We start from the raw sequence: 13697 nt of genomic DNA on the forward strand, positions 1-13697 counted from the left end.
AAATCCCTAGACGTACCTACCTTAAATGCTCATGCTTCTGATGCGGTTTTTCAGGCGATTGAATTGGTGCGAACCAGCCAATCTAGTCATGATAAGGTGACTTCAATTGCCATAACTGCACAACAGGGAGTTGGTAAAACCCACCTCCTCAGTCGCATTCGTCATCAACTGGAAAAAGATGGTGGTGCTTTATTCGTCTATGCAGGTGGAAATAACTATACAGATTTAAATCTGATTAAGTATCAATTTCAGCAAACCTTGGCAGATAGTTTGAGCAAAACAGGTAGTCAGTCGGTTATGCAGTGGCAGGAAGTAGCAGCAGCCATAGCAAACGAAGTTAGAAGTGAAAATTCCCCCACTCCAGCAGACTTAGTTAAAAAATTTGACCAAGCCTATGCAAATAGTTTGGCTAAAAATAAAAACTTAATGAATGCTCTGCAAAAACAAGTTCTCAAAAACAAACCCAATGCAGATCCCTATATTCTTCGGGCTATTTTGTGGACGCTTTCAGAAACTCAAGCACCTTTTGCAATCAAATGGTTATCTGGCGAAGAATTAGCTCAATTCAACGCTGATGAATTGGGATTACCTAATCCTAGCAAAACAAATCAAGATAGAGAAGCTGAAGCTCTCAAAAATATTCAGCAAATCTTGAATTTGGTTAGTTTCTATAATCCAGTTGTAATTTGTTTTGACGAAATAGATGTTAAAAACAACTCTACGGATGATGGACTGCCTACAGAAAGTGTAATTGCTAATTTTGTCAAAATTATTCATGATACCCTTGAAAACTCTGAACTTAGTCAAGGTGTGGTTATTCTCACAGTAATGTTACCTGAAACATGGAGAGATAAAGTTAATTCAATTCCAGGGGGTACACCTGATAGAATTTCAAAATTTACACAACGAAAACCTATAGATTTAAAATACGTTAGTGGCGATTCAATGGTTGAATTAGTCAATGTTTGGTTGCAAGAGTTTTACGGAGCAAAAAACTTAATTCCTCCTCATCCACTTTACCCATTTGAAGAAAGTCAGCTAAGAGAATATGGCAAAGTAAGTAAACCAAGTGTCAGAGAAGCTTTGCGGTGGTGTGCAGATAACTTTAAGATTGATGAAGAACCTCTGCCATCTGAGCCATTAGAGAGATTTGAACTGGCATTCAAAAGGGAAAATGAGGCATATATTGGAGATTATCTAGAAGATAGTTCTCTAATTGCTGAAGCTCTATATTTTGGATTTGAGACTTTAAAAGGTCAGACTTTAGAAGGAGTATTCATTGAAGAAGTTATAAGAGATATCCAACCTAAAGCACACAATATGCCTAGCTCAATGGATAAAAAATTTATCAACTTCAAAATCATTGCTACTGAAAATGGCAGACAAGCAAAAATAGGTGTTTCGGTAATACAATACTCGCAACTTACATTAACAGCAGCATTAAAACGTTTAATTGACTATGAAACATTTGAACTAACTCGTGGTTGTTTAGTTCGTTCCCAATCTAAGATAGAACAAATGAAGAAGCACTCAGAAGCATATAAACTTCTGAACGAACTTATATCAGAAAAAGGTGGGGAACACGTCGATTTGATAGAAGAGCAAATTCGCCCGCTCATCGCAGTTTTAGGTGTTTATCAAAAGCAGCAGCAGTATCAATTAACAGAAGAGTTGATTTTTGATGTAATTGATAAAAACAAGATTACGTCTGATAATCTCTTGCTTCGAGAAATTTTAAGCAATCCATCTGGTGATATGCCTGCTGTTGATGATGAAGAAGATAATGAATTAATAGATGAATTATTTGGGTCTTTGAGTACAAGTGAAACAGACGACTCAGACGACTTAAGCGAGTTGTTAAGTTAAAAATGAGTGAATCAGTGAAGATTTATAATGCCTTATGTCTACCCGCCCCTGATGTTGAAGCTTTAATACAGGGGCGAATGATTGCTGCAATGCCTCGAAAGTTAATCAATTCGGGGCAGAAGTTTGCTTTATACCCCACAAGTGTATCGACTAATTTACTCCCTAATGAAGAACAATATCAATCATTTTTTTTACCATTTGCACAACAACTTATTAATAACATAGATGTTGAAAAAGCTGTAATTAAAGCTTGGGCGAGGTGCGAATGGTGCGAAATGCTTGATAAATCCAAATCATTAAAGTCTGTATCTTGTTTAACGATATGGACTGCACAGGCATTAGAGAAAATTCTTGCACAAAGACCTTATATTTTTTTGGCTTATTTGCGTGTATATTTGCTATCTGAACCTCTAGAGATTGCATTAGAATCTCAAAATCGTCAGTTTGTGGATTTACCTAACTCTCTAACTGTGAATGAAACAAAGCCAGTCTTGAGTGATTACATATTTATTCAACGCAAACAGCAACTAGAAAAATTAGAACCGCCACAGCATCCTGAATTAGAAGAATTACAGAGTGCTTTAACACAAATTTATCAGGTTAACCCAGCCGCTAAAGAATTAGAAGATGATATTAAAAGACTTCTTGGTTGGAGTAGTGAGAGTCAGCAAACTACACTAGATTCAGATTTAGTCTGGATTGAAAAAATTGCTGAAGTTGGCAATTCTAGCGACGGACATACATTTGAAAAATTAGTGCGTCGAGGTTTAGTAAAATTAGGCTTTACTGGTTCAGGAATAAATCCCGATGCAACGGGTGGTGCTGGAGGTATGGATTTTTATGCTGAAGCACCTTTCCCAATAGTTGGAGAATGCAAAGCTACTAAAACAGAGAAAGTTTCTGATGGTACACCTGCACAATTACTCAAAATAGGACGAAATCATCTCGGTAAATTCCAGTATGAACAAGCGATTAAATTAATTGTTGCTGCTGGAGATTTAACTAACTACGCTTTAAGAACTGCTACGGAAGAAGAAATGAATATCATTCGCCCGGAAACTCTACAAAAATTAGTTGAACTGCAAACACGCCATAAAAATTCTATCAATTTGTTAGAATTAAAAGATTATTTGCAACAAGCACCCTTTGGTTTAGCTGACGATAAAGTTCAGTCTTATATTGATCAAGTTGCACAAAATATTAAATTGCGATCGCACCTAGTCAACCTTGTTAAAACCTATCTCCAACACTCAGGTATAACCTCTGCTGGTGTTGACGCTTTACATGGTGCTTACTTCGGTTCAAATCCGCCACAGCCCCTAAAACCAGAAGAAATGCACGAAATTTTAATTGAACTTGCTTCACCCTTAACAGGCTATTTAGGCAGAATTAAAGGTAGTGATTGGACAAGCGATCGCTTTTACTATCTCCGCGATTTACCACTCAACTAATCATCTTAACCCAATACATCAAGACACAGCCTGTATTGATGTTTAACGTTGTGTCTACCAAAACTATCATTAATAAAACTTAACATAAAAAATGAGCGATCGCATCTAATTGTTTGTAGCTTTTTCAACTTTAGTTAATAAATTAAACGTACTATTGAGCATTTTTTATGCTGAGTTTTTGAGTAGTTATATTTACCAAAATCTGAAAAATAATACTGTCGATAACTAAGGATATACGGATTACACTGAAAATCAGAATAAATAAGCGTATTTTTAATTTTCAGGAAAAATGAATCATGTATTACCAGCTTTGGAATTTCTTTCTCAAGGAGCAAGAATATTTAACTTGGAAAGAAAAGATAAAAAACCATAGCCAATTCAATAAGTTTACATGGCAGAAAATCAAAGACTTTTTAGTATTTGTCGAGCAAAATGTCTGCATCAAACACCAACTAGGTGAAGCTTATAACCTTGAGGATTTTATTAACATTGCCAAACAAAACGGTTATATTTTAACTCCTGAAGAACTAGCTTGGTTTGTAGTGACAAGAAAGCAGATTTGGGAATTCCTTGATTTAGCACAAAAAACACCAGCACTCAAAGATAAATTGCTAGCAGCGAAAAACCCGAAGCAGTTCATCAATATAGCCGCTAATTATGGTTATTCCTTTACTGTAGATGAATTAGCTTGGCTCTTAACTGACATCAAAGCATCACCTGAATTAGTCCCCATCAATAACAGTGTTGGGGAAATAGACACCGTATCAAACTACGGAAAAATAGAAATCGGATATTGGATTTGGTTAGCGGAAGAATGGGGACTTGTACGACCATTTTGCCACAAAGATCAACCCTTAGTTTTCCTATCCCAATATACTGATGATCCTTTCTTACTTGATCGATGCTTTCTACCCAAAAGCTACTTTATGCAACACTTCGTCAGTCAAAACCTATAGATAGGGAATAGGGAATAGGAAAAAGTTGATTAAGTAGGTCAACATAATTAAACATAAAATGATGATGGCATATATCCCCGACTTCTCAAAGAAGTCGGGGATATGGGTATTACATTTTTTAAAGATAAAATAAAGCATCCTAAAAATTAGGATGCTGGTAAAAATAAATCTTTGTTGAACAATACCGTGATAATTCAGTGAGAGTTTCAGCCCAGAGAAACTTTTAAACTGCTGGGTTGTGCAAGATTTCCCTGGAAGACTACACCGCGTTGATTAGCTTGCAAATGACGCAGAATTTTGTAGATAGCTTCAACTTGATCTGCCGCACCCACTTTGTTGGCGATTTCTGCCAAAGATAGGGCGGTTTTTTCGGTTTGCAGTAATTTTACTACTTTGGTTTGCAGATCAAGAATTGCCGCCGCCGCTTTTTTACCAGCTTCTACCCCTGGTTGATGGTAGGCGTTGATGTTGACTAGGCTAGCATATAAACCCACAGCACGGTCATACAAAGCAATTAACGCGCCGACAGTGCGGGCGTTAACTTGGGGAATCGTGACTGTAATCGAATCGCGCTGATTTTCATAAAGGGCTTGACGAGTTCCTTGCAGAAAACCAGAGAGATAATCACCAGATGTTACACCTGGTTCTACTTCTGGAGATACACCTTGACGGTCTTCTAAAACTTCGATTAGAGTAGCAAAGAAATTGGGTACACCTTCACGCAACTGCTGTACATAAGCGTGTTGGTCGGTTGAACCTTTGTTACCATAAACAGCAATACCTTGATAAACAGTATTACCATCTAAGTCTTTCTCTTTACCCAAGGATTCCATCACTAACTGTTGCAAGTAACGGCTGAACAACAGCAAGCTGTCTTTGTAGGGTAAAACAACCATGTCTTTTTCACCCTTACCGTTACCAGCAAAATACCATGATAAAGCCAGCAACGCCGCCGGGTTGTTTTTCACATCAGCGACACGGGTAGCGTCATCCATTTCTTTGGCACCGTCTAGCATGGCGCGGATATCAATCCCTTGCAATGCGGCGGGAACTAAGCCCACAGTGGACATTTCGGAAGTACGTCCACCCACCCAATCATACATGGGAAATCTTGCTAGCCAACCTTCAGATGTTGCTAATTTATCCAGGTTACTATCAGCACTGGTGATAGCTACTGCATATTGAGCAAAATCTAAATTTTGTCCAGCATAGGCTTTTTTGACTTCAATCATGCCGTTGCGGGGTTCTGGTGTGCCGCCAGATTTAGAGATAACTAACACCAAAGTGCTAGAGAGATGATTTCTTAGTTGAGTAAGAACTCGATCTATACCCGCAGGATCGGTATTATCGATAAAGTGAATTTTCAGGGGTGGAAATTCTGAGGCGAGGGCTTCAGCGACAAATTGAGGGCCGAGGGCAGAACCACCAATGCCAATAGATATAATATCGGTGAAGCGGCTGGCTTTGGGGGGATGAATCGCACCTGTGTGGATTTTTTCCGCAAAGGCTTCGATTTGTTCTAAGGTTTGGACAATTTCTTGTGTAATTTCTGGAGTGGGTGCTAAGTCTGGGTTTCTTAGCCAGTAGTGTCCAACCATGCGGTTTTCATCAGGATTAGCGATCGCACCCTTTTCCAATTGAGCCATATCCGCAAACGCCTTGTCAAACTTCGGCATTAACGAATTCACGAAGGCATCATCAAAACGCATCCGACTGACATCTAGATACAGTCCTAATCCCTCGTGGAAATATAACCAATCTTGGTATCTTTGCCAAAGTGCCTTCGCATCCATAGGGAAATCTCTTGTAAAGTGTCCTTCAAACACCAGTTTAATTTAACGGTAGACCCATCCCTGCTTTGTCTTATACAGTTTTAAGTCTGGAGAAACTCCTCACCCTAAACATCTGGCATAGGTATAACGCGAAGAAATTTGACAATCTCACCCCTAATTTCTATGCCAATCAGATAATTATCAATAGTAAACCGATGAAATATTCCTTCCTCATCCAGTTGTCGCAGTTCTGGTAGGGAATGCAAAGGCCACTTTTCAGCAAACTCATTAAACACAAACTCATATACTCGCTGATACGCAGCAGGTTCTAAATTTTTCAAGTCTACTAAAAAAGACATAGCATAGCGCATTTCTAGATTCACTAAACTCACCTTAGAAAGTCAGAGGGATGAGAGGGATAAGGGGGATGAGGGGGATGAGGAGGATGAGGAGGATGAGGAGGATGAGGAAGCAGGGGAAAAATAACTTTTACCCAGTACCCAGTACCCAGTCCCCAATCCCCAGTCCCTATTCCTAAACAAACATCAACATCCTAACGGCTTCATCATAAGTTAATATATCCCACGGTTGCAGCGATCGCTGGGCTTGTTGTATAGCTTTACGCATATAAAAGTCACAATGCAACGCGTGGATATCATGCCAAACGCTTTCCAGTTCTTCATCCCCTAATTGTTCAATTAAGTGATGGATTCTAATTCTTAGCAAGTTCATCTACTCTTTACATTACCCACAACACAAAAGTATTGTTCCCAAAAATTGGCAACTGTTAACGGCGATAAATGAGTCTCATCAAGCTAATGTATTGGAAAGAGTAAGGAGTAGGGAGTGGATAGTGCAGAAGCAGAGGAAGCGGAAGAGGCAGGGGGGCAGGGGGCAGGGAGAAAAGGAAATTCTTCTCCCCCTTGCACCCTGCACCCTGTTCCAATTCCTCTTGTATGCCCAATGACTAATGACTAATGACTAATGACTAATGATTGAATATCTAATTTTCTTGGCAATTTCTACAGCCACCTTTGCCCTGTTTAGTTTAGGACTGAATTTACAATGGGGTTTTACAGGGTTAATTAACTTTGGTCATATCGCTTTTATGACCTTGGGGGCTTACACTACTGTATTGTTGAGTTTACAGGGTGTTCCGTTATTGATATCCGCGATTGCTGGGGCAGTAGTCGCTTCTTTGCTGGGCTTGGTTATCGGTTTGGTAACGTTGCGTCTACGGGAAGATTACCTAGCGATTGTCACCATCGGCACAGGTGAATTGATTCGTTTGGTGGTGAATAACCAAGAATTACCTGTAGGTAATACCTGGGTATCTGGGGCGTTTGGTGTCCAAAGTTACCCTATTCCCCTATTGACACCGCCTAATTTGTGGTTTCGGTTGGTGATGATTGGTTTGCTAACGCTGTTGTTGGCGATTACTGTGTTTTCTTTGTGGCGGTGGATTCGTACCGCCCAAAAATTACGGTTTGCTGATCAGACTGCTAGAGTCGGTACTAAGGGAGAATTTACCACTCGTTTAGTCGTAGGCGGTGTTTTAGGTTTATTGGCAACGGCAATTTATATTTCTGGAGTAATCACACTGTATAACTACATTCCCAAAGCGGGTTTAATGTTGTTATCGCTGTTGGTGTTAGCGTTTGTGTTTTGGCGGTTAGAGTATTTAGTGCGATCGCCTTGGGGTAGAGTTCTCAAAGCTATCCGTGAGGATGAAGAAGTCCCCAAAGCTGTGGGTAAAAATGTCTTTTGGTACAAGTTACAATCCTTAATGTTAGGGGGTGCGATCGCCGGTGTCGCTGGTGCTTTCTTCGCTTGGCAAATCAGCGCGATTTACCCGGATAATTTCCAGCCCCAGCTAACTTTTGACGCTTGGATTATGGTCATTTTAGGCGGTTCTGGTAATAATGTCGGCACTATTTTAGGTGCTGTCATTTACTTTGCCTACGATGCCATTACTCGTGAAGTTTTACCAATAATTATTCCTCTGGATCAAGCGCGTTTAGGTGCATTCCGCATCATGGTTATTGGTTTAATTTTGATGGTGCTGATGATTTGGCGGCCTCAAGGTATCTTAGGGAAAAAGGAGGAACTCACCCTTGGTAAATAACCAATCATCCCCACTTCCCCTGTTAGCAGCTAGTGGACTTTGTAAAAACTTTGGTGGTATCAAAGCTGTGCAAGAAGCACACATTGAAGTCGCTAAAAGTAGCATCACAGGCTTGATTGGCCCCAATGGTGCTGGTAAAACTACTTTATTTAATTTACTCTCAAACTTTATTCGTCCCGACAAAGGACGGGTAATATTTGACGGTGAACCGATCCAAAATCTGCAACCCCACCAAATCGCCCAGCAGGGTTTAGTCCGCACTTTTCAGGTAGCCCGCACACTCTCCCGCTTATCGGTGTTAGAAAATATGCTGTTAGCAGGGCAGAAACAAACAGGAGAGAATTTTTGGCAAGTACAGTTTCAACCGCAGGTAGTAGGGAAAGAAGAAAAGCAATTAAAAGAAAGAGCAATGTTTTTGCTGGAATCTGTGGGATTAGCCCATAAAGCTTACGAATATGCTGGTGGTTTGTCGGGTGGACAACGTAAGCTGTTAGAAATGGGTAGGGCTTTGATGACTAACCCGAAGTTGATTTTGTTGGATGAACCAGCCGCCGGGGTGAACCCTAGGTTAATTGATGATATATGCGATCGCATTCTCCAATGGAACCGTGACGACGGCATGACCTTTCTGATTATTGAACATAATATGGATGTGATCATGTCCTTGTGCGATCGCGTTTGGGTATTAGCTGAAGGTCAAAATTTAGCCGACGGTACTCCCGCAGAAATTCAAACTAATCCCCAAGTTTTACAAGCTTACTTGGGACAATAATTACATAAATCTAATTAGACATACTGCTAATTAGATTTATGATCAATCCAGAAACACTATTAGAGTTTTTAAATCTCTATCCCCTTAACTAAACTGCTCACCTACATCTAAATTGAATAACATTTGTAGGGTTTGCATACAGCGTCTTCTAGCTTCAACATCTTGTTGCGCTCGCAACTGCACCATCGGGTCATGTAAAATTTTATTAACAATACCTCTTGTTAAGGCTTCTATTACCTCTTGATGTTTGTCGCCAAATTCTGAACCTAATCTGGACAAAGCTTTTTCTAATTCTTGTTCCCGTATAGTTTCGATTTTATTCCGCAGACTGCTAATTGTAGAAACTGTTTCTAGACTGCGCCACCAAATATCAAAAGCCTCTATTTCTTCTTCTAACAGCCGTTCAGCTTCTTGAGCCATTTTTCTGCGGCTTTCGTAGTTTTGGGCGACTACCGCCTTTAAATCATCCACGTTGAACGCATGGACATTAGGCAAATCATTCACGTCTGAGTGGACATTTCGCGGTACGGAAATATCAAATAACATCAGAGCTTGGTTAGGTGCTAAAACCATCTCTAATTTAGCCCGATCTAGTATTGGCTCAGTTGCGGATGTGCTAGTAAATACCATATCACTATCGGAAATTACTTCCATCATTTCCGATAGTAAATGTGTGCGGATGGGTTGTTCAGAAAACTGCTTTGCTAATTCTTGGGCGCGATCGCGGGAACGATTGACAATACTAATTTGTGTAGCACCTTTAGAAATTAGGTGTTGTACCAACAGCCGGGACATCTTCCCAGCACCGAGAATAGCCACTCGACAGGCAGCTAAATTTTCTACCTTTATTTGTGCTAGTTCCACAGCCGCCGAACTAATAGAAACAGCACCAGTACCAATGCTAGTTTCTGTACGGACACGCTTACCAGCTGTAATTGCTTGTTTAAATAATCGATTCAAAATTGTTTTTATACCGTTATATTGCTGCCCCAGTTTGTGAGTATTTTTCACCTGAGCTAGAATCTGTCCTTCTCCCAGGACTAAGCTATCTAAGCCAGCAGCAACCCGCATCACGTGCATGACTGCATCTTCATGCAGCAGTACAAATAAATGTTGTCGGAGAGAATTTACAGGTAATTTGCTGTATTCAGATAGAAACTGAGTGACTTCCCGGATGCCATGATCAGTTTCAGCAGCAACAATGTAAATTTCTAAGCGGTTACAAGTGCTGAGAATTGCAACTTCATCAATGTGGGGATAGCTGGTTAGGTGAGCGATCGCGCTTTCTGTTTGTGGTTCTGGAATACTCAGCTTTTCCCGAATTTCAACTGGGGCTGTTTTATGGCTTAACCCCACCACTGCAATATTCATTTCTTATCGGTAATTAGTAATGGGTGATTAATGATTGGGGATTGGGGATTGGGGATTGGGGATTGGGTACTGGGGATTGGGGATTGGGCGAATGGCATGGGATTTTTCTTCCCCTGCCTCCCCTGCCTCCCTTGCTTCCCTTGCTTTCCATGCTTTCCCAGTCCCCAGTCCCTAGTCCCTAGTCCCTAGTGCAGTTGGACAACTTTGGGTTGCTCGAACATGTGAATGGTGTCTACAAAGCGAGCAGTTTTAGACTGACTGGAAATAACCAGACTTTGAGTTCTTGCGCCGCCGTGGAAGAAGCGCACACCTTGCATCAGGTTTCCAGAGGTGATACCGCAAGCTGCGAACAGAACAGTTTCGCCAGATGCTAGTTCATGAGCATCATAGACCTTATCGGGGTCAGTAATACCCATAGACTTCAGACGCTCAATGTTGGCTTCTTTGCTTTCGCCAATCAAGCCAGTTTTGACTACTTCTGGATCGTAGATCAGTTGACCTTGGAAGTGTCCACCTAAAGCACGCATTGCGGCGGCGGAAATCACACCTTCAGGAGCAGCACCAATACCCATGAGCGCATGAATATTAGTACCAGCAAAGCCGCAAGAAATAGCAGCACCTACGTCACCGTCGGAAATCAACTGTACTCTTGCACCTGCTTCACGGATTTCTTTGATTAAATCGTTATGGCGATCGCGCTTCATCACAACTACTACCAGTTCTTCAATAGCGCGGTCTAGACACTCAGATAGAATCTTGAGGTTTTCCGTGGCTGACTTGTTGATGTCTACTTTACCCTTAGCTGCTGGTGGTGCGGCTAATTTCTTCATGTAGAAGTCAGGAGCCGCGAATAATCCACCTTTTTCAGAAATAGCCAGCACAGCCATTGAACCAGGCTGTCCATAAGCTACCAAGTTTGTACCTTCGCAGGGGTCAACCGCAATATCAATTTCGATTAATTCATCGGGGTTACATAAATCTTTAGCATCTGGACGGGCGCAGATACCAACTTCTTCACCGATGTACAGCATGGGCGCATCATCACGTTCGCCTTCACCGATGACAATGCGACCACGCATCTGAATTTTATTCATCCGCTCCCGCATTGCTTCCACTGCTACCTGGTCAGCAGTGTTTTTCTCGCCTTTACCCATCCACTTCGCAGATGCGATCGCGGCTTGTTCTACTACCTCAATAATCTCTAATCCAAGTGTATTTTCCACAGAGTCGCCCTCTCAACTGCTTGACTTTTGTGTCTTTTCATCTGGCCATTTCAGTTCTTAAGTCTACCAAAGGGCGGATACCTGTGGAAAATAGTATTCACTCACATAAGTGTTAAGTTTTGCTGCTAATTTAGATTAGGGAGGCTTGAGCAGAGGATTTGCCCAAATGCGATCGCTCTTAAATTAATAAAATTAACCTTGAGTGGTAAAACAAAAATTACTGACTCATTTACAATCTTCAAAAAACCATAAAATAAAAACCTATGTTTGACTTCCTCAATCCTATACTTGGTCGCCATCCCGAACGAATCAAAGCCAATGTAGAAATCTATACTTGGCAAACTTGCCCTTACTGCATTAGAGCCAAAATGTTGTTGTGGTGGAAAGGTGTAAATTTCACCGAATACAAAATCGATGGAGACGAAGCCGCAAGAGCCAAAATGGCCGAACGTGCCAACGGTCGCCGCACAGTACCCCAAATTTTCATCAATAACCAACACATTGGCGGTTGTGATGACCTTTATCAACTAGACACCAAAGCTCAACTAGACCCGATGTTAATACAGTCAGCTTGAGTGAGTGCTGAGTGTTGACTACAGTGGTCTAAGTCAGGTGGGCATTGCCAACAACTTAAAACTCAAGGTCTTAGCAACTGGCAAGCAATGCCCACCCTACAAATATCTAATTTTGAATTTTGAATTTTGAATTTTGAATTGATTAGTCCCCAATACCCCGACTACTCCGAATATTTAATTTACCGCCACTGGATGAACCGAGCCTTAGAGTTGGCAAAAATCGCTGGGGATGCGGGGGAAGTTCCTGTAGGTGCGGTAATTACTGATGCTGATGGTAATTTAATTGCTGAAGGGGAAAACAGAAAAGAGCGTGACCATGACCCAACAGCCCATGCAGAAATTATCGCCATTAGAGCCGCCACCCAAGCCTTACAAACTTGGCGGCTTCATAATTGTACTTTGTACGTCACCTTAGAACCTTGTCCTATGTGTGCAGGGGCGATAGTACAAGCACGTTTAGGCAAGCTAGTCTATGGAGTGGACGATACTAAAACTGGCGCAGTTCGTACTGTTATCAACATCCCCGATAGTGCTGCATCTAATCATCGTCTGCAAGTTGTCGGAGGGATTTTAGAATCAGCTTGTCGCCAACATTTACAAAGTTGGTTTGCCACTAGGCGACAGGATAAAACTAACGGACAGAGGTAGAACTGTCCAGTGTAATCACACAAATTCACAAAGAAACTCTACGGTGTGATTATACCAATCATTTATCGCCTTATTCTACCGCTTAAAGCAGCTACCGTCATGATCGATATTTACTCTGTGTCTCATCCCTGCACAATCAAACCCACAGAAAAACCTATAAATTCCCAGGTGGCTGTTAGTAGTGGGCGAATTTCACCTTGGTTAACTCCTCTAGCCTATTTTTTGGGATATCACATCGTTTTACCCGGCTATTTTGGGCAAATTCAAGTTACGGGACAAGAAAATCTCCCCCAGTCTGGGCCTGTAATTTTAGCACCCACCCATCGCTCACGTTGGGATTCAATACTTCTACCCTATGCCACAGGTCGTTATGTTACGGGTAGAGACTTACAATTTATGGTAACTCTGACTGAATGCCAAGGGTTACAAGGTTGGTTGGTACGTCGCATGGGCGGATTTCCTGTGGATACCAAACACCCGGCGATCGCAACTCTCCGTCATGCGGTAGAAGTCCTACATCAAGGACAAATGTTAGTCATTTATCCCGAAGGTAATATCTTTAGAGATGGCAAAATCCACCCCTTAAAGCCCGGTATAGCTCGTTTAGCTTTAAGTGCAGAATCCCATCATCCCGGACTGGGGGTAAAAATTCTACCAGTTGGCATCAATTACAGTCAGCCTTATCCCAGTTGGGGTACAGATGTCAGCATCAACATTGGTTCCGCCATTGATGTGCAAGATTATATCAATGGTCAAGTCAAACAAAACGCCAAACGGTTAACAGAGGATTTAACCAGGTCGCTACAACAATTAAGCACTCAACAACTAGCTGTGAGTCATCATGCTTTGGCAGAACTTCCCAATTCTTGATGGTATTAGGGACTAGGGAAGCGGAGGAGAAAAACTAATGACTAATGACTAATAACTAATGACTAATA

The 13697-nt window shown here is 41.3% G+C and carries 13 protein-coding genes; 8 read left to right on the forward strand and 5 right to left on the reverse strand.

Annotated elements, in window-relative coordinates; translation table 11 throughout:
• The first annotated feature begins 66 nt into the window (after positions 1–66).
• The 3 genes from A3775_RS07345 to A3775_RS07355 all read left to right on the forward strand — a co-directional run bounded on the left by A3775_RS07345 (position 67) and on the right by A3775_RS07355 (position 4273).
• Positions 67–1866: a P-loop NTPase fold protein gene (locus tag A3775_RS07345; protein ID WP_339373760.1), complete on the forward strand. Its 1800-nt coding sequence runs from the start codon at positions 67–69 to the stop codon at positions 1864–1866.
• 2 nt (positions 1867–1868) lie between these two features.
• Positions 1869–3317: a DUF1802 family protein gene (locus A3775_RS07350; RefSeq protein WP_066424387.1), complete on the forward strand. Its 1449-nt coding sequence runs from the start codon at positions 1869–1871 to the stop codon at positions 3315–3317.
• A gap of 296 nt (positions 3318–3613) precedes the next feature.
• Positions 3614–4273 carry a Nif11-like leader peptide family natural product precursor gene (locus tag A3775_RS07355; protein ID WP_066377939.1) on the forward strand — a complete coding sequence of 220 codons (660 nt, stop codon included), beginning with the start codon at positions 3614–3616 and terminating at the stop codon, positions 4271–4273.
• A 206-nt stretch (positions 4274–4479) separates the two neighbouring features.
• Here A3775_RS07355 and A3775_RS07360 read toward each other — a convergent pair whose 3' ends face one another.
• The 3 genes from A3775_RS07360 to A3775_RS07370 form a co-directional block, all read right to left on the reverse strand.
• Complete coding sequence (locus tag A3775_RS07360) at positions 4480–6066, reverse strand: glucose-6-phosphate isomerase (protein ID WP_066377937.1); 1587 nt, start codon at positions 6064–6066, stop codon at positions 4480–4482.
• A 104-nt stretch (positions 6067–6170) separates the two neighbouring features.
• Entirely contained in the window at positions 6171–6428 is a 258-nt protein-coding gene (locus tag A3775_RS07365) for a cytotoxic translational repressor of toxin-antitoxin stability system (protein ID WP_066378216.1), read from the reverse strand.
• Positions 6429–6579: 151 nt separating this feature from the next.
• Positions 6580–6777 (reverse strand): hypothetical protein, encoded by a 198-nt coding sequence (locus A3775_RS07370; protein WP_066377936.1) that lies wholly within the window; start codon positions 6775–6777, stop codon positions 6580–6582.
• 259 nt (positions 6778–7036) lie between these two features.
• On the opposite strand from A3775_RS07370, the gene A3775_RS07375 reads away from it, so the two are divergent.
• Both A3775_RS07375 and A3775_RS07380 read left to right on the forward strand, forming a co-directional pair.
• On the forward strand, positions 7037–8170 hold the full coding sequence (locus A3775_RS07375; protein WP_066377933.1) for a branched-chain amino acid ABC transporter permease: 1134 nt from the start codon (positions 7037–7039) through the stop codon (positions 8168–8170).
• A complete protein-coding gene (locus A3775_RS07380; RefSeq protein ID WP_066377932.1) occupies positions 8160–8942 on the forward strand; it encodes an ABC transporter ATP-binding protein in 783 nt (260 codons plus the stop codon). The genes A3775_RS07375 and A3775_RS07380 overlap by 11 nt, the downstream gene beginning before the upstream one ends.
• Before the next feature lie 84 nt (positions 8943–9026).
• On the opposite strand, the gene A3775_RS07385 is transcribed toward A3775_RS07380, so the two are convergent.
• Both A3775_RS07385 and glpX read right to left on the reverse strand, forming a co-directional pair.
• A complete protein-coding gene (locus A3775_RS07385) occupies positions 9027–10313 on the reverse strand; it encodes a glutamyl-tRNA reductase (protein WP_066377931.1) in 1287 nt (428 codons plus the stop codon).
• Positions 10314–10498: 185 nt separating this feature from the next.
• Positions 10499–11536, reverse strand: coding sequence for a class II fructose-bisphosphatase (gene glpX, locus A3775_RS07390; RefSeq protein ID WP_066377930.1), 1038 nt, complete (start codon positions 11534–11536; stop codon positions 10499–10501).
• Positions 11537–11799: 263 nt separating this feature from the next.
• On the opposite strand from glpX, the gene grxC reads away from it, so the two are divergent.
• The 3 genes from grxC to A3775_RS07405 all read left to right on the forward strand — a co-directional run bounded on the left by grxC (position 11800) and on the right by A3775_RS07405 (position 13629).
• Complete coding sequence (gene grxC, locus A3775_RS07395; RefSeq protein WP_066377929.1) at positions 11800–12111, forward strand: glutaredoxin 3; 312 nt, start codon at positions 11800–11802, stop codon at positions 12109–12111.
• Between the two features lie 192 nt (positions 12112–12303).
• Positions 12304–12759, forward strand: coding sequence for a tRNA adenosine(34) deaminase TadA (gene tadA, locus A3775_RS07400; protein ID WP_066378211.1), 456 nt, complete (start codon positions 12304–12306; stop codon positions 12757–12759).
• Between the two features lie 99 nt (positions 12760–12858).
• Positions 12859–13629 (forward strand): 1-acyl-sn-glycerol-3-phosphate acyltransferase, encoded by a 771-nt coding sequence (locus tag A3775_RS07405; RefSeq protein ID WP_066424389.1) that lies wholly within the window; start codon positions 12859–12861, stop codon positions 13627–13629.
• Positions 13630–13697 lie beyond the last annotated feature (68 nt).

Origin of the sequence: Anabaena sp. 4-3 (assembly GCF_001597745.1) — a bacterium.
Classification (GTDB): Bacteria; Cyanobacteriota; Cyanobacteriia; order Cyanobacteriales; family Nostocaceae; genus Trichormus.